Here is a 21,996-nt window from a genome sequence, read left to right on the forward strand (position 1 = left end):
GGTAGTCATACCCGGCCGGCTGTAAGGAGAACCTCATTCTTCGGGGGAATAGGTGAGGCAAGGTGAACGCAGCCAATGTTGTAAATAGTGAGCCACCGCCTGTTGTTGGCAATGGCCGATAACCGGTAGCTGCGGCAGCAGGGATTTCAGCTGCGGCAGGGCGTTGCCCATCACCACGCCGTGCCCCACCGCCCCCAGCATCTCTTTGTCGTTCATCGCGTCGCCGAACGCCATGCAGTCGGCCATCGTCAGCCCCAGATGGCGGCTCAGCCGATCCAGCGCCGTGCCCTTATTGCAACCGAGCGGCAGCACCTCCAGGCAGTCGTAGGCGGAAAAGCACAGGTCTGCCTCGTCACCCAGCTGCGCCCGCAGCTGCACCTGCAACGCCAGCAGCTCCTCATGCGGCGCGACAAAGCACACCTTGCTGTTGCCGAACGCCGGCAGGCGGCGCACGTCGGCCAGCTGAAAACGAAAGCCGCTCAGGTGGTGCGCCCGCAGCATCTCTTCCGGCACGGGAAACTCGGTCAGCCAGCCTTCGTCGCGGAACACGTGCATGCTGGCGCGGGTGCGCCAATGATGATGCAGCACCTCTTCGGCGACCGCCGCCGGCAGATCGGTGGCGTGCAGCTGTTGGCCGCGGTTGTCATACACCCGCGTGCCGTTGCCGGTGATCAGGTAGCCCTGCAGCCCCAGCTGCGCCATGATCGGCTGCGCGTCGAGGTAGTGCCGCCCGGTGGCGAACGTCACCACCATCTCCCGCTCCACCAGCTGGTTCAGCACCGCCAGCGTTTCCGGGCCAACCCGGTGATCCGGCATCAACAGCGTGCCGTCCATATCGAAAGCTGCCAGGCGATACATAAAGACCTCTTGAATGTGAACGCGATTACAATCCGTGCAGTATGGGATGGTATTTGCGGAAGTAATAGTGAACAATTTTAGAAAACTGTTCCGGATTTCTTCCCATGCGCCTGGTTCACCGTCTCAGCCAATATCAACGCCTGTACCAACAGCTCGGCAGCGCGCCGGTCGCCGTGACCATCGGCGAGCTGGCAGCGATGTTCTACTGCAGCGAACGGCACGCCCGCACGCTGGTGCAACAGCTGCAGGATCAGGGCTGGCTGAGCTGGCATTCGCAGCCCGGCCGCGGCAAACGCGCCCGCCTGCATTGCCTGAAAACCCCGGATGAACTGCGCGCGCAGCTGCTGCAACAGCTGCTGCAACAGGGCAACCATCAGGGGGCGCTGGAGATGGCGCAGCTCGATCCGCAGCACCTGCAGGATCTGCTCAGCCCGCACCTCGGCGGGCAATGGCAGGCCGGCAGCCCGACGCTGCGCATTCCCTATTACCGCACGCTGGAAGCGCTCGACCCACTCACGCTGACCGGCCGCGCCGAGCAACATCTGGTATCGACCCTGCACGCCGGGCTGACGCGCCTGATGACCGGTAACCCGGAACCGCAGCCCGATCTGGCGCACCACTGGCAGATTGGCGAGCACGGCCTGCGCTGGCGCTTCTTTTTGCGCAGCCAGCTGCGCTGGCACAACGGTGAACCGTTGACCGGCCACCAGCTGCTGCAAACGCTGGAAAAACTGCAACACCACCCGCGCAGCCAACCGAGCCTGGCCAACGTCGCGCGCATCAGCCTGCCGCATCCGCTGTGCGTTCAGTTCGATCTGCATCTGCCGGATTACTGGCTGGCCCACCGGCTGGCGGAACTGCCTTGCCTGATGACCCACCCGGAACTGCCGGCCATCGGCGCCGGCCCGTTCAAGCTGACGCTGAATGAACCGCAGCTGGTGCGGCTGGAACAGCACGCCGGTTACCACCTGCAGCATCCGTATCTGGACACCATCGAATACTGGATCACCCCCGATCTGCCCACCGCCGCCCCCTACACCAGCTGCCAGCATCCGGTGCGCATCACCATCGGTCAACAAGACGATTTGGCGCAGGCCCGGCCGGTGCAGCGCAGCATGAGCCTGGGCTGGTGTTATCTGGCGCTGAACCTGCGCCACGGCGTGCTGAGCGAAGCCCAGGGGCAAAAGCTGCTGATGCTGATCCAGCAGTCCGGCCTGCTGAGCCATCTGCCGATCCCCAACAGCGTGATCACCCCCAGCCATGAAATGCTGCCCGGCTGGCGCATCCCCCGCCAACAGGTCGAAGAGGACGTCGCCCTGCCCGCCCGGCTGACGCTGTTGTATCGGCCGCCGGTCGAGCTGGAAACGGTGACGGCCGCGCTACAGCGGCTGCTCGCGCAGCACGGCTGCGAGCTGGAAGTGCGCTACTACGCCGGCAAGCGCTGGCAAAGCGAGGAACAGATCGCCCAGGCCGACCTGCTGCTGGCGGACAACCTGATCGGCGAAGCGCCGGAGGCGACGCTGGAGAGCTGGCTGCGGCAGGATACGCTGTGGCGCGGCATCCTGACGGAAAGCCGCTGGCAACAGCAACAGGACACGCTGCGGCAGATCCAGCAGCTGCAGGCGCAGCAACCGCGCTTCGCACAACTGCAGGCTTATTATCAACGGCTGATGGCCGCCGCCATCATCACGCCGCTGTTTCACTACCAGTATCAGATCAGCGCGCCGCCGCGCATGCATGGCGTCACGCTGACCGCTCACGGCTGGTTCGATTTTTGCCAGGCGTGGCTGCCGCCGCCGGTGGACGACGCCCCGGCCTGAGCCGAACCGCCCTGCGCCTGGCGGCCCTTTCTGCTACTATTGTCGCCGCAACGCAATTTTATCCTGCCGCCCGAATGTGTATCGGGAGAGGCCAAAGCCCAAAAAGGTGATTTTATGAAGCGCGCGGTTGTCGTTTTCAGCGGTGGACAAGACTCCACGACCTGCTTGATCCAGGCATTGCAACAGTATGACGAAGTTCACTGCGTCACGTTCGATTACGGCCAGCGCCATCGCGCCGAGATTGAAGTGGCTCAGGAGCTGTCGGTGGCCCTCGGCGCCAAGGCGCACAAGGTGCTGGACGTAACGCTGCTCAACGAGCTGGCCGTCAGCAGCCTGACGCGTGACAATATCCCGGTTCCCGCCTACGATCCCAATCAGAAAAATGCGCTGCCGAGCACCTTCGTGCCGGGCCGCAACATCCTGTTCCTGACGCTAGCGGCGATCTACGCCTACCAGGTGGAAGCGGAAGCGGTGATCACCGGCGTGTGTGAAACCGATTTCTCCGGCTACCCCGATTGCCGCGACGAGTTCGTTAAAGCGTTGAACAAGGCGGTGACGCTGGGCATCGCCCGCGATATCCGCTTCGAAACGCCGCTGATGTGGCTGAACAAGGCCGAGACCTGGGCGCTGGCGGACTATTACCACCAGCTGGATCGCGTGCGCCAGGATACGCTGACCTGCTACAACGGCATCAAGGGTGACGGCTGCGGCGAGTGCGCCGCCTGCAACCTGCGCGCCAATGGCCTGACGCAGTATCGCGCCAATCAGGCGGAAGTGATGGCCGCGTTGAAACAAAAGGCCGGTCTGGCCTGAGGCAGTGACGGCGGCAGCTTCTGCCGCCCGTTCTCCCCCTGTTTACCGTGAGTTTTCCTGCGGCACAAGCGCCTCCAGATGCGCACGCAGTTCCCCCTCGAGCGGCAGCGCACGCTGCGTTTTCAGATCGACGCACACGAAAGTCAGCAGCGCGTCGGCCACCGGCGTCCCCGCCGGATCCTGCGTCACCTTTTGGCTCAGCACGCCGCTCTTGCCGTTGAGCTGCACCATCTGGCTGTCGATACGCAGCTTATCCCCCAATACCGCCGGGCTGCGGTAATTGATATTGATGTTCACCACGATGAAAGCGATGTTGTTTTCCGTCATCCAGCGGAACCCGGCCTCGTTCTCCAGCCACTCCCAACGAGCCTCTTCCAGAAACTCCAGATAGCGAGCATTGTTAACGTGCTGGTAAACATCAAGATGATAACCGCGAACTTTGATAAAGGTTTGCATAGGGAACGATCGCTCCTGCCTGGTGATTACAGAAAGAGGGAGCCGCGCTGGCTCCCTCGCCCGTTTGGTCAACGCGCCAAACTGGTAAGACCTGTAAAATGTAGCAGAGGAGTTTCGGCCTCAGCGGCATTTTGCCACGCAGCCGCGACCGGGATCACATTTTCAGCCGGGCGCGGTTCTTCTCAAACAGCGCCGGCCCGATGCCCGGCACCTCCTGCAACTGCTCAACCTGGGTGAATGGCCCATTCTGCTCGCGGTAGCGCACGATGCCTTCCGCCTTCTTCAGGCCGACGCCGCTCAAGGCGGCGGCCAGCTGTTCGGCGGTAGCCTGATTGATGCTGACCGCCGTTTCTTCGGCCACCCTGATCATCGTCTGTTGCCCGCCATTGCTCGTCGGCGTTGAGAGCATCGGCGCCGGCGCCTCGGTTTTTTCCGCCGCGGCGCCCGGCCCAGCCAGGCATAACAACAGCGCGGTCAGCGCGGCGTTAACGTGACGACGGTAACCGAAAAACGCTTTTTTCTCTGAATGTTGCATGCTGTATCCTCCTTGTGTGTGACAGCACGGTTACCTTGCCGCGGCGGCGGATATTCAGCAATCGGCGGATATCAGATGTGGAAAAGGCCGCGAAAGCGGCCTTTGTTTGTTGCACTGCGTTGCAGAAAAATGCGGCGATTACTGAGGCTGTTGCTCAGCGGCGCCCATTTTGATCTCGGCTTCTTTACGCAGACTCGCCAGCAGCGAATCGAAGGAGACGCCGGTCGCGCCCTCTTCCATCTTGCCAACGAAGGTTTTCATTTCGTCTTCCGGCAACGTGCCTGGCTTCACCGCATCGAGCGCGATCAGCACCACGTTGTCCTGACGATCCTGCGACATGCCGTATACCGGTTTACCGTCCTGCGGGTGCGGCAGCGCGAACACGCTCTCTACCAGCTGGCTGTCTTCCGGCGCGCGCGCCATCTTCTGCACGGCGCCAAAGCTCAGGCCGGCGGCTTTCATCGCCTCGTCGCCCTTGCCCTGCTTCAGCTCAACCAGCAGCTTCTCGCCCTGCAGCTTCGCTGCCTGCAGCGCCTTGTTGCGCTTCACCAGTTCCGCCACGCGGTCTTTCACCTGGTCGAACGGTTCGATGCCTTCCGGCTTGTGGCCGCTCACGCGCACCACGAAGGCGCGGTCGCCGTCTACGGTGATCACGTCGGAGTTGCTGCCCGGCGCGCCGTTCTCGCCGATCAGCGAGCCGTCGAAGATCGCCTGCACGACCGGCTTGAAGTTCAGCGCGGCAGGAATGTTGTCACGGGTGAACCAGTCGCTTTGCGCCGCTTTCACGCCGGCCGCTTCTTCAGCCGAGGCCAGAGATTCGTTGTCGCTGGTCGCCGCTTCGCTCACCTTTTGCTGCAGCGCGTAATACGCGTCTACCGCTTTCTCCTGCTGCACCTGCTTGGCGATGGCGTCATGCACTTCGCTCAGCGGCTTCACTTTCTCAGGTTCGATATCGTTCAAACGCACGATCAGGTAGCCGACGGAAGACTTCACCACGCCGGACAGCTGCCCTTTCTCGGTCAGGTTAGCCTGCTTCAGCTCGTCGGCGGTGGTTTCCGGCTCCAGCCAACCCAGCTCGCCGCCGGTGCGGCGTGAGATGATATCGGTGGATTTCTCTTTCGCCAGCGTGGCGAAATCGGCGCCCTTCTTCAGCTCGTCCAGCGCCGCGTTGGCTTCCGCCTCGGTTTTCAGCTGGATCACGCTGTAGTTTTTACGCTCCGGCTGGCCGTAGCTGCTCTTGTGCTGGTCGTAGTAAGCGCTGATGTCTTCTTCACTCACTTTCACCTTGTCCTGCATGGACGCAGCGTCCAGCGGGATATAGCTCACCTTCACCTGCTCAGGTGCGATGAAGCTGTTTTTGTTCTGATCGTAATACGCCTTCAGTTCGTCGTCGCCGGCGCTCTGTTTCGCCTGCAGCGCTTTCAAATCGATGGTCGCCAGGCGCACGTCGCGCTCCTGCAGCACCAACGCCGCCATGGCTTGCGATTCGGACGGCAGCACGAAGCCGGAATCGCCGAAGGCCTGGATCACCTGCTGATTGACCAACTGCTGGCGCATCGACTGCGCGAAGTTGTCGGCGGTGTAGCCCATGCGGCCGATCAGGTCGAGGTATTTGGCGTTATCGAACTGGCCGTTGGTCTGGAAGTAAGGCGCCTTGCGGATGGCGTCCTTGATCTGATCGTCGCTGACCGCCAGGCCCAGCTTCTTGGCGTACTGGTCGAGCAGCATGTTGTCGATCAACTGGGACAACACCTGACGGCGCATCTGCTGCATATAGCCTTCGTTGCCGGCCAGCGCGGAGAACTGGTCACCCAGCTGCTGCTGCATGCGGCTACGCTCGCTTTGGAAAGCCTGTTCCAGCTGAGCGCGCTCGATCGTCTGACCATTTACTTTCGCAGCATAATCGCCGGAGCCGCCGATCAGGTAGTTACCCACCCCGGTCAGAACGAATGACAGGATGATCAGGGCCAGGATGATTTTGAGCACGACGTGATTAGCAGCCGCGCGTAAATTGTCCATCATAGTGTGACAACACTCCGCTGTGATGTGGATTAACAACCCTTGTGCAGGCGCGTTCCCTGCGACAAAAATAAAAAAAGCGCATCAGTCCGATGCGCCTTGTATCTTACCTTACCAGCACCGCTGCGTCAGGTGATTGTTTATTACAAAACCCTGTTACGCTAAACGGTTAGACGCTAAATCAGTTTACAGCGTCTTTCAGCGCTTTCCCTGCACGGAAGGCCGGTACTTTGGCTGCCGCGATTTTGATCTCTTTACCGGTCTGCGGGTTGCGGCCGGTACGAGCCGAACGTTCACGCACGGTGAAGGAACCGAAACCTACCAGAGCCACGTCATCCCCTGCTTTCAGAGAGTCGGTAACGGAAGCGATTACTGCGTCTAAAGCACGTCCCGCTGCCGCTTTGGAAATATCAGCACCTGCGGCAATCTTGTCGATCAGTTGTGACTTATTCACTCTATCATCCCCTCTAGAATTCTATCGTCGCACCGAAAAATCCCTACGGTTGCGACAGCGCAGCTGTTATATCAATCCCATCGAACCTTGGCAAGCCACCGACTGCGTGGCAAAACGCGGGCCGACAGAGATCTAACTTAGCGGTACAAAAAAATACTGGCAAGTCCGAAATGGCTTGCCAGTATAAGTTTTATCAATGGTTTTTGCGATTCGTCACTATTTTGCCGCTACCGGCAGTGCGCCGAAGGCCGGGTTTTGCAACGCAATGTTCAAAACTTCATCGATTCGCTGCACCGGATGAATCTCCAGATCGGCGATAACATTGTCCGGAATCTCTTCCAGATCGCGCTTGTTCTCGTAAGGGATCAGCACGGTTTTGATGCCGCCACGATGCGCCGCCAACAGCTTCTCTTTCAGGCCGCCGATCGGCAACACCTGGCCGCGCAGCGTGATCTCCCCGGTCATCGCCACATCGGCGCGTACCGGGTTGCCGGTCAGGCAGGAGACCAGCGCGGTGCACATCGCGATACCGGCGCTCGGGCCGTCTTTCGGCGTCGCCCCTTCCGGCACGTGCACGTGGATGTCGCGTTTCTCGTAGAAATCGGCGTTGATGCCCAATTTCTCCGCGCGCGCGCGCACCACGGTCAGCGCCGCCTGAATCGATTCCTGCATCACTTCACCCAGGGAACCGGTGTAGGTCAGCTTGCCTTTGCCCGGCACGCAGGCGGTTTCGATGGTCAGCAGATCGCCGCCCACTTCCGTCCACGCCAGCCCGGTGACTTCGCCCACGCGGTTTTCGGTATCCGCACGGCCGTAATCGACGCGCTGCACGCCCAGGTAATCCTTCAGGTTGTCGCCGTTGATCTCGAGATGCTTGAGCTTCTTGTCCATCAGCAGCGTTTTCACCGCTTTACGGCACAGCTTGGAGATTTCACGCTCCAGGCTGCGCACCCCGGCTTCGCGGGTGTAGAAGCGAATGATGCCGATGATGGCGCTGTCGTCGACCGTCAGCTCGCCTTTTTTCAGCGCGTTGCGCTCAAGCTGCTTCGGCAGCAGGTGCTGCTTGGCGATGTTGAGCTTCTCATCCTCGGTGTAACCCGACAGGCGGATCACTTCCATACGGTCCAGCAGCGGCGCAGGAATGTTCATCGAGTTCGAGGTGGCGACGAACATCACGTCGGACAGATCGTAATCCACTTCCAGGTAGTGGTCGTTGAACGCCACGTTCTGTTCCGGATCCAGCACCTCCAGCAGAGCGGAGGCCGGATCGCCGCGCATGTCGGAAGACATCTTGTCGATCTCATCCAGCAGGAACAGCGGGTTCTTCACCCCGACCTTGGCCATCTTCTGGATCAGTTTGCCCGGCATCGAACCGATGTAGGTACGACGGTGGCCGCGGATTTCCGCTTCGTCACGCACGCCGCCCAGCGCCATGCGCACGTACTGGCGGCCGGTCGCTTTGGCGATCGACTGCCCCAGCGAAGTTTTACCCACGCCCGGCGGCCCCACCAGACACAGGATCGGCCCCTTGATTTTGCTAACGCGGCTCTGCACCGCGAGGTACTCGAGAATGCGATCCTTGACGCGCTCCAGGCCGTAGTGATCGGTATCGAGCACTTCCTGCGCCTTGTTCAGGTCTTTTTTCACCTTGCTGCGCGCATTCCACGGCACCTGCAGCATCCAGTCGATGTAGCCGCGCACCACGGTCGCTTCCGCCGACATCGGCGACATCATCTTCAGCTTTTGCAGTTCCGCTTCGGTTTTCTCGCGCGCCTCTTTCGGCATTTTCGCCGCATCGATCTTGCGCTTCAGCGCTTCGTGCTCGTCCGGCGCGTCGTCCATCTCGCCCAGTTCTTTCTGAATCGCCTTCATCTGCTCATTCAGATAGTACTCGCGCTGGCTCTTCTCCATCTGCTTCTTGACGCGGTTGCGGATGCGTTTCTCGACCTGCAGCAGGTCGATCTCCGATTCCATCATCGCCATCAGGTATTCCAGGCGCTCGGTGATGTCGGACATCTCGAGCACTGACTGCTTGTCGCTGAGTTTCAGCGGCATGTGGGCGGCGATGGTGTCCGCCAGGCGCGCGGCGTCGTCGATGCTGTTCAGTGAAGTCAGCACCTCCGGCGGGATTTTTTTGTTCAGCTTGATATAGCCTTCAAACTGATTGATCGCGGTGCGCACCAGCACTTCCTGCTCGCTCTCGTCGATCGACGGCGACTCAAGGTATTCCGCCTGCGCGGCGAAATGCTCACCGCTGTCGGACAGCGTAGTGATGCGCGCGCGCTGCAGCCCCTCGACCAGCACTTTTACCGTGCCGTCCGGCAGCTTCAGCATCTGCAGGATCGACGCTACGGTGCCAACCGAGAACAAGTCGTTAATGCCAGGTTCATCCGTTGAGGCCTCTTTCTGTGCCACCAGCATGATCTTCTTATCGTGATCCATTGCGGCTTCGAGGCACCGAATCGATTTTTCCCGGCCAACAAATAACGGGATCACCATGTGCGGATAAACCACCACGTCGCGCAATGGCAGAACGGGGATTTCAATGCGTTCGGAACGCTCAGGGTTCATAGAGCTCTCTCTTAGTTTAATTTCCGCCAGGTTGAGGGGGAATCTCATGAGACGCAAGCATCTAACGTTTCATAAAATCTGGTTAACGAGTATATGGGGATGAATCTCTTACATTCAACGGCAAGAATGCAGGAAAAAGAAATGGGGGATAAAATCCCCCATTTTGCTGATAACGCCCTGGTTTGACTGGCTAATTATTCGCCAGACGCCTGAGCTTCCGGCTTGCCGTAAATCAGCAGCGGTTTGGATTGGCCGGCGATGACCGACTCGTCGATCACCACTTTGTCTACGCTGTCCATCGACGGCAGATCGTACATGGTGTCGAGCAGCGCGCCTTCCACGATGGAACGCAGGCCGCGAGCGCCGGTTTTGCGCGCCATGGCTTTCTTGGCGATGGCGTTCAACGCTTCGTCGCGGAACTCCAGCTCCACGCCTTCCAGGTTGAACAGCGCCTGATACTGCTTGGTCAGGGCGTTCTTCGGCTCTTTCAGGATCTGAATCAGCGCGTCTTCGCTCAGCTCGCTCAGGGTCGCCACCACCGGCAGACGGCCGATGAACTCAGGGATCAGGCCGAACTTGATCAGGTCTTCCGGTTCGGCCTGCAGCAGCAGTTCGCCTTCGGTCGCCTTCTCGGACTCGCCCTTGACGGTCGCGCCGAAGCCGATGCCGGAGCCGGTGTTGACGCGCTGGCCGATCACCTTATCCAGGCCCGCAAATGCGCCGCCGCAGATAAACAGGATCTTGGAGGTATCGACCTGCAGGAACTCCTGTTGCGGATGCTTGCGCCCACCCTGCGGCGGAACCGCGGCGATGGTGCCTTCAATCAGCTTCAGCAGCGCCTGCTGCACGCCCTCACCCGAGACGTCACGCGTGATCGACGGGTTGTCGGACTTGCGGGAAATCTTATCGATTTCATCGATATAAACGATGCCGCGCTGCGCTTTCTGCACGTCATAGTCACATTTTTGCAACAGCTTCTGGATAATATTTTCCACGTCCTCGCCCACGTAACCGGCTTCGGTCAGCGTGGTGGCGTCGGCCATGGTGAACGGCACGTCCAGGAAGCGCGCCAGCGTTTCCGCCAGCAGGGTTTTGCCGCTGCCGGTCGGGCCGATCAGCAAGATGTTGCTCTTGCCCAACTCGATACCGTTGCTGGTATCGCCGTTGCGCAGGCGTTTGTAGTGGTTGTACACCGCAACCGCCAGCACTTTCTTCGCCTGCTCCTGGCCGATGACGTAGTCATCCAGGTGGTGGCGGATCTCGTGCGGCGTCGGCAGCGCACTGCGCTCACGATGCGGGGCAACTTCTTTAATCTCTTCGCGAATAATGTCGTTACACAGATCGACACATTCATCGCAGATATACACTGACGGCCCGGCAATCAGCTTACGCACTTCATGCTGGCTTTTGCCGCAAAAAGAGCAGTACAGCAGCTTTCCTGAACCGTCTTTGCGCTTATCTGTCATCAGTCAAACCTCTTCTTTAGTCTTGTCCCGCAGGAAAATCACGGCGGCAGTGCGCCCAAACTCATATCGGGAACGCCGAGTGGCCACAGCAGAGCGAGCCCCTGCCCACTCTGATTACTATAGTCCATCGGCGCCGCGTGGTTCTAGCTGCGGTGTGTCAGAATGCCATCAACCAGGCCGTATTCCACGGCTTCTTCCGCGGTCATAAAGCGATCGCGCTCGGTGTCGCGCTCGATCTGCTCCAGCGGCTGGCCGGTATGTTCCGCCATCAGTTCGTTCATGCGCGCTTTCACCTTGAGGATTTCGCGCGCGTGGATTTCGATGTCCGTCGCTTGGCCCTGGTAGCCGCCCAGCGGCTGGTGAATCATCACGCGCGAGTTCGGCAGGCAGAAACGTTTGCCTTTGGCGCCCGCGGTCAGCAGGAAGGAGCCCATCGAGCACGCCTGCCCCATACAGATGGTGCTGACGTCCGGCTTGATGAACTTCATGGTGTCGTAAATCGACATGCCCGCGGTGATCACCCCGCCCGGCGAGTTGATGTAGAGGAAAATGTCTTTTTCCGGGCTTTCCGCTTCGAGGAACAGCATTTGCGCCACGATCAGGTTGGCCATGTGATCTTCCACCTGGCCGGTCAGGAAAATGATGCGCTCTTTCAGCAGGCGGGAATAGATGTCGTAAGAACGCTCCCCGCGTGAAGTCTGCTCTACCACCATCGGCACCAGCGCCATGTTCGGTGCAAATTGATCTCGTTCGCCACTGTATGACATTACCGTCTCCTAATAGAAATTGCCTTGGCGGCCAGGGTGTCACCCTAATACGCCGATTCTACTTGAGAACGGCCATGATGACTATGCTCAAGCATTCGACCCGCGCCACACGTACCCGACGGTTATTTCATCCCGCGCACTTTGGCAAACAGCCCCAGAATTATTCTTTACAGATTGGGGGATCCCGGCGCGATTTCAAGCCCAGAGGCCGATTTTCTCCGCGCGCCGAAAACGATGCCGTTAATCTGACCGTTATCATGCCAGCCAGTTCCCCAGGCAACAGGGTAAATATAGTGCATATTGCCCCGCTTAACCTGAGATTAATCAGCAACGTGGCAAAAAGAAAAGCCCGCAACCTGAGGTTGCGGGCTTTTTCATCGTGCGCCGGTTCGCCAGGCGAAACCGGGGGCGCCGTTCATGGTGCCCGGCACGCCGGCATTACGCCTGTTGAGTCTGGTTCATCAGCTCGCTGAAGGTAGTGGCTTTTTCAGTCACTTTCGCTTTTGCCAGCAGGGCTTCAACCGCTTGCTCTTCCAGAGCCACGTTGCGCATGTTGTTCATCAGCTCTTTGTTTTTGCTGTAGAACTCGATGACTTCGCTTGGATCTTCGTAGGCAGAAGCCATTTCTTCGATCAGCGTCTTCACGCGGTCTTCGTCAGCTTTCAGGTCGTTGGTGCTGATCACTTCGCCCAGCAGCAGGCCAACCACTACGCGGCGTTTCGCTTGCTCTTCGAACAGCTCGCGTGGCAGTTCCAGCGCTTGCTTCTCGTTGCCGCCGAAACGCTGTGCAGCCTGACGACGCAGTACGTCGATTTCGCCGTCGATCAGGGCAGCAGGCACGTCGATTTCGTTCGCGCTCACCAGGCCGTCGATCGCCTGAGACTTGATGCGGTTACGCACGGCGCCTTTCAGCTCGCGCTCCATGTTCTTGCGAACTTCGGTGCGCAGGCCGGCAACGGAACCGTCCGCCACGCCGAAACGCTTGATGAACTCTTCGGTCAGCTCCGGCAGTTCGCGCTCTTCAACTTTCTTCAGCACGATAGCGAATTTGGCCGCTTTGCCCTTCAGGTTTTCCGCGTGGTAATCTTCCGGGAAGTTCACGTCGATGGAGAACTCTTCGCCCGCTTTGTGACCGACCAGGCCTTCTTCGAAGCCTGGGATCATGCGGCCCTGGCCCATTGCCAGTACGAAGTCGGACGCTTTGCCGCCTTCGAACTCTTCACCGTCGATAGAACCGGTGAAGTCAACGGTCACGCGATCTTCAGCTTCCGCTGCGCGATCGGTTTCTTTCCAGGTCGCCTGCTGCTTGCGCAGGGTATCCAGCATCGCGTCGACGTCTTCGTCGTTCACTTCAACCACAGGTTTTTCAACTTCGATGTTTTCCAGGCCTTTCAGCTCAACTTCTGGATACACTTCGAATTCAACGGCGAAAGTGAAGTCTTCACCTTCTTTGTACTCGCCCGGCACGTAGTTTGGTGCGCCGGCCGGATTAATCTTTTCTTTGATGATCGCGTCAACGAAGCTGCGCTGCATCGCTTCGCCCAGCACGTCCTGACGAACAGAGGCGCCGTAACGCTGTTCCACGATGTTCATCGGCACTTTGCCTTTGCGGAAGCCGTCGATACGCACGCTTTTCGCTGCGTTGATCAGCTCTTTCTTCACCGCCTGCTTGATAGTATCAGCCGGTACAGTAATAGAGAGACGGCGCCCAAGGCCTTGAGTGGTTTCTACTGAAACTTGCATCTTGTTACCTCAAAAAAATCACAGTGCTCGGTCAACTCCGTTCCAAGAACCAGGACGGCTACAAATAAGAACCGAGTTCCCTGATGACAGAAGCGTCCCGAAACCATTCCGGAAAAATAAGACGCGACATTATAGCGGCGCATGCATGGCGAGTCGAGGAAAGCTAGGCGGCGCAGGCGCGCTAAAACTCACACTTTTGCCGATTCGATCGCCAAAAGGCCGCCAAAACAGACCGAACGTTGGCCACATTGCGCATCGGCCGTGTCGTCGTCAAAAACAGAAACGGCCCGCAGGCCGTTTCAAAATTCGTCAGTAGTAATACCCTAATTCAAGGGCAAAGTTCCACTGATACCTGAAAATTTCCCCCTCAGGCCAGCGTCCCGGCGCCGCGACACGGCGGCGAGGCCGGCACGGTATCCTGCAACCCTTCCCACTCTTTGAGCGTGTAGGTGTGCAGCGCCAGCGCGTGTACGCCGTCCGCCAGCTCCTCCGACAGCACGCCGTAGATGGAGCGGTGGCGCGTCAAAAAACGTTCGCCGACGAAGCGATCGCTGACCAATACCACTTTGAAATGGCTTTCTGAGCCCGCCGGAACGTTATGACGATAGCTTTCATCAACGACTTCCAGATACGCGGGCTCAAACGCCGCCCTTAACTTTGCTTCTATTTGCTCGCGAATCATAGGATCTCCTTACAACACCGGCAGAGGACCGTGCCCATCTAGTTCAATATTAGCCGGTTTCCCCCCGTTTAGACCATCGCCGGGACAAATTTCTCTTTTCTGCGGTCAAATGATGAGCGTCATCCCCGCCGCTTGGGGGATTATCCGATTGAGCGGGCCAAAAAAGCGTGTTTTTATCAACGGCAGGTAAAAATTTGTCACTCAGGCGCCTTCCGCGCTTCCACCGCACGGCGGCGATGCTATGATGTCGGCAATTTGTTGTCGGCTATCCCGCTCTGATTATTGCTAAATCCATCGAGAATGAGACAGAAAACATGTTAAAGAAACTTTGTCTTCCTTTGCTGGCCGCCCTGCTGCTGGCCGGCTGCGCGACCAGCAGCAACACCTTGAACGTCACGCCGAAAATCGTTCTGCCGCAGCAGGATCCTACCCTGCAGGGCATCACCGTCAGCATCAACGGCGCGGATCAGCGCACCGATCAGGCGCTGGCCAAGGTGAACCGCGACGGCCAGCTGGTCACGCTGACGCCATCGCGCGATCTGCGTTTCCTGCTGCAGGAAGTGCTGGAGAAACAGATGGGCGCACGCGGCTACATGATCGGCGCCGACGGCCCGGTGGCGCTGCAAATCGTCGTCAATAATCTGTACGCGGACGTCTCCGAAGGCAACCTGCGCTACAACATCACCACCAAAGCCGACATCTCGATCATCGCCCAGGCGAAGAACGGCAACAAGCAGGTGAAGAATTACCGCTCGACCTATAACGTGCAGGGCGCCTTCACGGCCACCAACGAGAAGATCACCGACGCCGTCAACTCCGTGCTGGGCGACGTGATCGCCGATATGGCCCAGGACACCAGCGTCAACGATTTCATCAAGCAAAACGCGCGCTAATCGCCGCGCCTTGTGCCGCCCGGCGGATCGGGCGGCGCAGACAGGGAACTCATGTCGAAACACTATCTGAACATTTTCACCCAGCGTAACTCCGCCATTCTGCTGCTGGGCTTCGCGTCGGGTCTGCCGCTGGCATTGACCTCCGGCACGCTGCAAGCCTGGATGACCGTCGAAAATATCGATCTGAAAACCATCGGCATCTTCTCGCTGGTGGGCCAGGCCTACGTCTTCAAATTCCTCTGGTCGCCGTTCATGGACCGCTATACCCCGCCGTTCCTCGGGCGGCGGCGCGGTTGGCTGCTGGTCAGCCAGCTGCTGCTGGTGGTGGCGATCGTGGCGATGGGCTTTATGCAGCCCGCGCAGCACCTGTGGTGGCTGGCGGCGTTGGCGGTGCTGGTGGCGTTCTGCTCCGCCTCGCAAGATATCGTGTTCGACGCCTACAAGACCGATCTGCTGAAAGCCGAAGAGCGCGGGGCGGGCGCGGCGATCTCGGTGCTGGGTTACCGGCTGGCGATGCTGGTTTCCGGCGGCCTGGCGCTGTGGCTGGCGGATCGCTATTTCGGCTGGCAAGCCACCTACTGGCTGATGGCCGGATTGATGCTGATCGGCGTGGCCGCCACGCTGCTGGCGCCGGAACCGGACGAAAGCATCCCGGCGCCGCGCACCATGGAACAGGCGGTCGTCGCGCCGCTGCGCGATTTCTTCGGCCGCAACAACGCCTGGCTGATCCTGCTGCTGATCGTGATGTACAAAATGGGCGACGCCTTCGCCGGCAGCCTGAGCACCACTTTCCTGATCCGCGGCGTGGGGTTCGACGCCGGTGAAGTCGGGCTGGTCAACAAAACCCTCGGCCTGTTCGCCACCATCGTCGGCGCCCTGTTCGGCGGCGTGCTGATGCAGCGTCTCAGCCTGTTCCGCGCGCTGATGCTGTTCGGCGTCCTGCAGGCGGTCTCCAACCTCGGGTATTGGATCCTGGCGGTGACCGACAAGAGCCTGCTCACCATGGGCAGCGCCATCTTCCTCGAAAACCTGTGTGGCGGCATGGGCACCGCGGCCTTCGTGGCGCTGCTGATGACGCTGTGCAACCGTTCGTTCTCCGCCACCCAGTTCGCGCTGCTGTCGGCGCTGTCCGCCGTGGGGCGCGTCTATGTCGGCCCGATCGCCGGCTGGTTCGTCGAAGCCCACGGCTGGCCGTTGTTCTACCTGTTCTCTATCGCCGCCGCCCTGCCCGGCTTGCTGCTGCTCGGCATCTGCCGTCAGACGCTGGAGCACACCCAGCAGCATGGCGACTTCATGCCGCGCACCGAGTTTTCAGAATCTTACCGTTGGGCACTGCGCCTGCTGACGCTAGGCTGTTCGCTGTTGGGCCTGTGGTTGCTGTTGCTGATCGCCAATGCGCTGGACTGGACGCAGGCACCGCTGCTGGCCAATCGGCTGCTGCAGATCGGCGCCGCGCTGAGCCTGCTCGGCGTCGCGATGGGCTGCACGCTGGATTACCTCGCCCTTCGCCGCACCCGTTTGGCATAATCTGACCGGCCGGCGATTTCGCCGGCCGAAAAAAAAGCGATCCGGGGGTATATTTATTTCGCTAAAAAAAGATAATCGGCGCGAAAATTATTTTTTTATCCGACTGCCGCGCTCGGAAATAAAATTAAATTCACCTTTAAGACACAATTATTTTACATTAAATAAACCTTTTCTGCGTATTTCCCCGCCGCGCATTTCTTCGCCAAATTCATCATACCTTTAGTTTTCCTTAACATACGGGCTGCTCGTCACGATTCAGCGTGCCAACGCGTTGTTGTCATTAGTAAATTGTCACGCAGGGTTACATCTGTGACCCCCTTAACAGAAAGTGTCAACAAGCCGCTGACACTCCCTTAAGCATGTTTACAGTACTGCAACCTTCCCGTAAAATGCCCGCACACATGAAACGACAATTGAGCCTTTGTTATTGAGGTCGTTAGATGAGACTTAAGAAATACAATAAAAGTATTGGGATGCTGTCATTAATCGCAGCCACTGTATTGCTCAGTGGTTGCGATATGGTTTTGATGAATCCCAAAGGAGCAATTGGTGTTGAGCAACGGACACTGATTATCACTGCAATCGCGTTGATGTTGATCGTGGTGGTGCCAGTTATCTTCATGGCGTTCGCCTTTGCCTGGAAGTATCGCGCTTCCAACAAAGACGCCAAGTACAGTCCGAACTGGGCCCACTCCAACAAGATCGAAGCGGTCGTCTGGACCATTCCTATCATTATCATCGCCATCCTTGGCACCATTACCTGGAAGACTACCCACGAACTCGACCCGTTCAAGCCGATTGTCACCGACAAGAAGCCGATGACGATCGAAGTGGTGTCGCTCGACTGGAAATGGCTGTTCATCTACCCGGAACAAGGCATTGCGACCGTTAATGAGCTGGCTTTCCCGAAAGATGTTCCAGTCGAATTCAAGATCACCTCTAACTCGGTAATGAACTCGTTCTTTATCCCGCAGTTGGGTGGACAGATTTATGCGATGGCCGGCATGCAGACCAAACTGCACCTGATCGGCAACGAAGCCGGTGCCTACAAAGGCATCTCCAGCAGCTACAGCGGCGCAGGCTTCTCCGGCATGAAATTCACCGCGATCGTTACCCCGACCGAAGGCGACTTCGATCAGTGGGTGGCCAAGGTGAAGGCATCGTCTAAAAACCTGAACACCACCGACGACTTTAACAAACTGGCAGAGCCGAGTGAAAACAACCCGGTTGAGTACTTTGCCGCTGTCAAACCGAATTTGTTCAAAGAAACAATTGCCAAATTCATGGGCGACATGGATATGCACAAGGGCGCTGGCGCGCACGAAGGCATGGACATGAGCCAAGGTATGGACATGGGTGAACATGCTGCTCACGCCGGAGCCGAGGAATAACTGATGTTGGGAAAATTAACACTTGATGCGGTTCCGTACCACGAACCGATCATCATGGTCACCGTAGCCGCAATTATTGTCGGGGGCCTGGCAGTGCTGGCGCTGCTGACATATTTCGGCAAATGGAAGTGGTTGTGGAGCGAATGGCTGACTTCGGTCGACCATAAAAAAATTGGTATCATGTACATCATCGTGGCGATGGTCATGCTGCTGCGCGGTTTCGCCGACGCAATCATGATGCGTAGCCAGCAGGCGTTGGCGTCCGCCGGCGAAGCCGGGTTCCTGCCGCCGCACCACTACGACCAGATCTTCACCGCGCACGGCGTTATCATGATCTTCTTCATGGCGATGCCTTTCGTGGTCGGCCTGATGAACGTCGTGGTGCCGCTGCAAATCGGTGCGCGCGACGTCGCCTTCCCGTTCCTGAACTCCCTGAGCTTCTGGTTCTTCGTGGTGGGCGTTGTGCTGATCAACATCTCCCTGGGGGTCGGTGAGTTCGCTCAGACCGGTTGGCTGGCGTATCCGCCGCTGTCGGGTAAAGAGTACAGTCCTGGCGTCGGGGTCGATTACTGGATCTGGAGTCTGCAGATTTCCGGTCTGGGTACCCTGCTGACCGGCGTGAACTTCTTCGCCACCATTCTGAAGATGCGTGCCCCAGGCATGCCTATGATGAAGATGCCGGTGTTCACCTGGGCGGCGCTGTGTACCAACGTCCTGATCATCGTTTCTTTCCCAATTCTGACCGTCACCATCGCGCTGCTGACCCTGGATCGCTATCTGGGCACCCATTTCTTCACCAATGATATGGGCGGCAACATGATGATGTACATCAACCTGATTTGGGCCTGGGGTCACCCAGAGGTGTATATTCTGGTTCTGCCGGTGTTCGGCGTGTTCTCCGAAGTCACCGCGACCTTCTCCAGAAAACGCCTGTTCGGCTATACCTCACTGGTATGGGCAACCATCGCGATCACCGTTCTGTCGTTCATCGTCTGGCTGCACCACTTCTTTACCATGGGGTCCGGCGCGAACGTTAACGCCTTCTTCGGTATCGCCACCATGATCATTTCCATCCCGACCGGGGTGAAAATCTTCAACTGGCTGTTCACCATGTATCAGGGCCGTATCAAGCTCAACTCCGCGATGCTGTGGACCGTTGGCTTCATCATCACCTTCTCCGTAGGTGGTATGACCGGCGTTCTGCTGGCGGTGCCGGGCGCGAACTTCGTGCTGCACAACAGCCTGTTCCTGATCGCTCACTTCCACAACGTCATCATCGGCGGCGTGGTGTTCGGTTGCTTCGCGGGCCTGACCTACTGGTTCCCGAAATCCTTCGGTTTCACGCTGAACGAAAAATGGGGCATCCGCGCGTTCTGGTTCTGGATCATCGGCTTCTTCACCGCCTTCATGCCGCTGTACGCATTGGGCTTTATGGGCATGACCCGTCGTATCAGCCAGAACATCAACCCTGAGTTCCACCCTCTGCTGCTGGTTGCAGCCGGCGGTGCGGCGCTGATCGCCTGCGGCATCCTGTGCCAGCTGATCCAGATCTTCGTCAGTATCCGTGACCGCGAACAGAACCGCGATCTGACCGGTGACCCATGGGGTGCTCGTACTCTGGAGTGGTCAACCTCGTCTCCACCGCCGTTCTATAACTTTGCCGTAGTGCCACAGATTCATGACCGTGATGAATTCTGGGACATGAAAGAAAAAGGCGAAGCGTATAAGAAACCGGCTAAATACGAACCGATTCATATGCCTAAGAACACCGGCGCCGGCGTGATCATCGCCTTCTTCAGCCTGGTATTCGGTTTCGCAATGATTTGGGAAATCTGGTGGATGGCTCTGGCCGGCTTCATCGGTATGATCGTTGTCTGGATCGGCAAGAGCTTCGATCACGATGTTGACTACTATGTGCAGGTTGATGAAATCGAGCGCATTGAGAACCAACACTACGAACAAATCCGTAAAGCAGGCGTGAACCATGTCAACTGAAACTCTGACCAATCATAACGCAGCCCATGCAGAGCATGGGCACCACGACGCGGGAGAGACCAAAGTCTTCGGATTCTGGATCTACCTGATGAGCGACTGTATTTTGTTTGCGAGCTTGTTCGCGACTTATGCAGTCCTGGTGAACGGGACCGCTGGCGGTCCCTCAGGTAAAGATATCTTCGACCTGAAGTTTGTCCTGGTCGAAACTTTCCTGCTGTTGTTCAGCTCCATCACCTACGGCATGGCGATGATCGCCATGAACAAGGGTAAAGTTGGCGGTGTAAACACCTGGCTGTTCCTGACCTTCCTGTTTGGTCTGGGCTTCGTGGCGATGGAAATCTATGAATTCCATCATCTGATCGCCGAAGGCTTCGGTCCGGATCGCAGCGCGTTCCTGTCCAGCTTCTTCGCGCTGGTCGGCACCCACGGTCTGCACGTAACTTCCGGCCTGATTTGGATCATCGTGCTGATGATTCAGGTGAGCAAGTTCGGCCTGACCGCGACCAACAAAACCCGCCTGATGTGCCTGAGCCTGTTCTGGCACTTCCTGGACGTGGTCTGGATCTGCGTATTTACCGTTGTCTACCTGCTGGGGGTTATGTAATGAGCCATTCATCCCATGAAACCTCTCACGGCGGCGCAAGCCACGGCAGCGTGAAGTCATACCTGATCGGCTTTATTCTGTCGATCATCCTGACGGTAATTCCATTTGCGATGGTAATGAACGGCACTGCCTCTCATTCCACCATCCTGGCGGTTGTTGTCGGCATGGCGGTTATCCAGGTGATTGTTCACCTGGTTTACTTCCTGCACATGAACACCTCATCGGAAGAGCGCTGGAACCTGGTGGCATTGCTGTTCACCGCTATGATCATCGGTATCGTTGTTGTAGGTTCACTCTGGATTATGTACAACCTCAACATCAATATGATGGTCGATTAAGAGCTGAGCTGCACGTGATGATTAAGCAATACCTGCAAGTCACTAAACCAGGAATTATTTTCGGCAATTTAATTTCTGTCGTTGGGGGATTCCTGCTCGCTTCCAAAGGGAGCATCGACTATCCCCTGTTTCTCGCCACCCTGGTGGGTGTCTCGTTGGTGGTCGCGTCGGGCTGTGTGTTTAACAACTACATCGACCGCGACATCGACAAGAAAATGGAGAGAACGAAGAATCGGGTGCTGGTAAAAGGCCTGATCGCGCCGAGTGTCACCCTGGTTTATGCGACCGTTCTGGGTATTGTGGGCTTCGCGTTGCTGTATATCGCGGCCAACCCGCTGGCCATGTGGCTGGCGGTGATGGGCTTCGTGGTTTATGTCGGCGTTTACAGCCTGTACATGAAACGCCACTCGGTCTACGGCACGCTGATCGGCAGCCTGTCGGGCGCCGCGCCGCCGGTTATCGGCTACTGCGCGGTAACCAACGAGTTCGACGCCGGGGCATTGATCCTGCTGGCTATCTTTAGCCTGTGGCAGATGCCGCATTCTTATGCGATCGCTATCTTCCGCTTTAAAGATTACCAGGCGGCCAACATTCCGGTGCTGCCGGTGGTGAAAGGCATTTCCGTCGCCAAGAACCACATCACGGTCTACATCCTGGCATTTATGATCGCCACGCTGATGCTGACCCTGGTGGGCTACGCCGGCTACAAATACCTGATCGTCGCTGCGGCGGTGAGCGTCTGGTGGCTGGGCATGGCGCTGCGCGGTTACAAAACCGAAAACGACAGCGTCTGGGCGCGTAAACTGTTCGTGTTCTCCATCGTCGCCATCACCTCGCTGAGCGTGATGATGTCGATCGACTTCAGCGCCACGGCGGCGCCTGAAGCGCTGGTGACCTACGTTTGGTAAGCCAAATCATCCGTAAATGGGCCGCTTTTGCGGCCCATTTTATTGTAAGCCTTAAACCACCTCCTAAGGAGGTGGTGATTGAACCTGTGAGGCTCTAGCCTGAAGGAAACCCATGCCGGAATATTCCAGCTTACTCACCACAAGTAAGAAGGAAAT

19 protein-coding genes are annotated in these 21,996 nt (G+C 58.1%); 9 read left to right on the forward strand and 10 right to left on the reverse strand.

The features are described from left to right. Positions 1-33 precede the first annotated feature (33 nt). Complete coding sequence (cof, locus tag ACJ8HB_RS17985) at positions 34-858, reverse strand: HMP-PP phosphatase (RefSeq protein ID WP_033647299.1); 825 nt, start codon at positions 856-858, stop codon at positions 34-36. Between the two features lie 104 nt (positions 859-962). On the opposite strand from cof, the gene ACJ8HB_RS17990 reads away from it, so the two are divergent. Further along, entirely contained in the window at positions 963-2,678 is a 1,716-nt protein-coding gene (locus ACJ8HB_RS17990; RefSeq protein WP_047569015.1) for an SgrR family transcriptional regulator, read from the forward strand. A 114-nt stretch (positions 2,679-2,792) separates the two neighbouring features. Beyond that, the gene (gene queC, locus ACJ8HB_RS17995; RefSeq protein ID WP_004940343.1) at positions 2,793-3,491 is read left to right on the forward strand and encodes a 7-cyano-7-deazaguanine synthase QueC; all 699 of its coding nucleotides are present in this window, start codon (positions 2,793-2,795) and stop codon (positions 3,489-3,491) included. Positions 3,492-3,533: 42 nt separating this feature from the next. Here the strand turns inward: queC and ACJ8HB_RS18000 are convergent, their stop codons facing one another. The 9 genes from ACJ8HB_RS18000 to bolA form a co-directional block, all read right to left on the reverse strand. Beyond that, positions 3,534-3,947, reverse strand: a complete 414-nt coding sequence (locus ACJ8HB_RS18000; protein WP_033637318.1) for an acyl-CoA thioesterase — start codon at positions 3,945-3,947, stop codon at positions 3,534-3,536. Between the two features lie 154 nt (positions 3,948-4,101). Next, positions 4,102-4,482 (reverse strand): ComEA family DNA-binding protein, encoded by a 381-nt coding sequence (locus tag ACJ8HB_RS18005; RefSeq protein ID WP_047569017.1) that lies wholly within the window; start codon positions 4,480-4,482, stop codon positions 4,102-4,104. A 138-nt stretch (positions 4,483-4,620) separates the two neighbouring features. Further along, positions 4,621-6,504 (reverse strand): peptidylprolyl isomerase, encoded by a 1,884-nt coding sequence (ppiD, locus tag ACJ8HB_RS18010; RefSeq protein ID WP_033637316.1) that lies wholly within the window; start codon positions 6,502-6,504, stop codon positions 4,621-4,623. A gap of 178 nt (positions 6,505-6,682) precedes the next feature. Next, positions 6,683-6,955 carry a nucleoid-associated protein HU-beta gene (hupB, locus tag ACJ8HB_RS18015; RefSeq protein ID WP_004940351.1) on the reverse strand — a complete coding sequence of 91 codons (273 nt, stop codon included), beginning with the start codon at positions 6,953-6,955 and terminating at the stop codon, positions 6,683-6,685. Between the two features lie 216 nt (positions 6,956-7,171). Further along, on the reverse strand, positions 7,172-9,526 hold the full coding sequence (lon, locus tag ACJ8HB_RS18020; RefSeq protein WP_094860028.1) for an endopeptidase La: 2,355 nt from the start codon (positions 9,524-9,526) through the stop codon (positions 7,172-7,174). A gap of 194 nt (positions 9,527-9,720) precedes the next feature. Then, positions 9,721-10,992, reverse strand: coding sequence for an ATP-dependent protease ATP-binding subunit ClpX (clpX, locus tag ACJ8HB_RS18025; RefSeq protein WP_004940354.1), 1,272 nt, complete (start codon positions 10,990-10,992; stop codon positions 9,721-9,723). A 143-nt stretch (positions 10,993-11,135) separates the two neighbouring features. Continuing rightward, positions 11,136-11,759: an ATP-dependent Clp endopeptidase proteolytic subunit ClpP gene (gene clpP / locus ACJ8HB_RS18030; protein ID WP_016928858.1), complete on the reverse strand. Its 624-nt coding sequence runs from the start codon at positions 11,757-11,759 to the stop codon at positions 11,136-11,138. Between the two features lie 438 nt (positions 11,760-12,197). Continuing rightward, a complete protein-coding gene (gene tig / locus ACJ8HB_RS18035) occupies positions 12,198-13,502 on the reverse strand; it encodes a trigger factor (RefSeq protein WP_004940358.1) in 1,305 nt (434 codons plus the stop codon). A 367-nt stretch (positions 13,503-13,869) separates the two neighbouring features. After that, positions 13,870-14,184 (reverse strand): transcriptional regulator BolA, encoded by a 315-nt coding sequence (gene bolA, locus ACJ8HB_RS18040; RefSeq protein ID WP_004940361.1) that lies wholly within the window; start codon positions 14,182-14,184, stop codon positions 13,870-13,872. Between the two features lie 314 nt (positions 14,185-14,498). Here bolA and ACJ8HB_RS18045 point away from each other — a divergent pair, with 314 nt between their 5' ends. The 7 genes from ACJ8HB_RS18045 to cyoE all read left to right on the forward strand — a co-directional run bounded on the left by ACJ8HB_RS18045 (position 14,499) and on the right by cyoE (position 21,840). Continuing rightward, on the forward strand, positions 14,499-15,077 hold the full coding sequence (locus ACJ8HB_RS18045; protein ID WP_033634001.1) for a lipoprotein: 579 nt from the start codon (positions 14,499-14,501) through the stop codon (positions 15,075-15,077). A gap of 51 nt (positions 15,078-15,128) precedes the next feature. Next, positions 15,129-16,604 (forward strand): muropeptide MFS transporter AmpG, encoded by a 1,476-nt coding sequence (ampG, locus tag ACJ8HB_RS18050; protein WP_047569022.1) that lies wholly within the window; start codon positions 15,129-15,131, stop codon positions 16,602-16,604. Between the two features lie 440 nt (positions 16,605-17,044). Next, the gene (gene cyoA / locus ACJ8HB_RS18055) at positions 17,045-17,995 is read left to right on the forward strand and encodes a cytochrome o ubiquinol oxidase subunit II (RefSeq protein ID WP_025301763.1); all 951 of its coding nucleotides are present in this window, start codon (positions 17,045-17,047) and stop codon (positions 17,993-17,995) included. A 3-nt stretch (positions 17,996-17,998) separates the two neighbouring features. After that, complete coding sequence (gene cyoB / locus ACJ8HB_RS18060; RefSeq protein ID WP_033637313.1) at positions 17,999-19,990, forward strand: cytochrome o ubiquinol oxidase subunit I; 1,992 nt, start codon at positions 17,999-18,001, stop codon at positions 19,988-19,990. Next, positions 19,980-20,594, forward strand: a complete 615-nt coding sequence (locus ACJ8HB_RS18065; protein ID WP_004940367.1) for a cytochrome o ubiquinol oxidase subunit III — start codon at positions 19,980-19,982, stop codon at positions 20,592-20,594. Before cyoB ends, ACJ8HB_RS18065 begins: the two co-directional genes overlap by 11 nt. Next, the gene (locus tag ACJ8HB_RS18070) at positions 20,594-20,932 is read left to right on the forward strand and encodes a cytochrome o ubiquinol oxidase subunit IV (RefSeq protein WP_004940369.1); all 339 of its coding nucleotides are present in this window, start codon (positions 20,594-20,596) and stop codon (positions 20,930-20,932) included. The genes ACJ8HB_RS18065 and ACJ8HB_RS18070 overlap by 1 nt, the downstream gene beginning before the upstream one ends. 17 nt (positions 20,933-20,949) lie before the next feature. Continuing rightward, entirely contained in the window at positions 20,950-21,840 is an 891-nt protein-coding gene (gene cyoE / locus ACJ8HB_RS18075; RefSeq protein WP_019454196.1) for a heme o synthase, read from the forward strand. Positions 21,841-21,996 lie beyond the last annotated feature (156 nt).

It is taken from the genome of Serratia sp. CY27727 (assembly GCF_052169275.1).
Classification (GTDB): domain Bacteria; phylum Pseudomonadota; class Gammaproteobacteria; order Enterobacterales; family Enterobacteriaceae; genus Serratia; species Serratia sarumanii.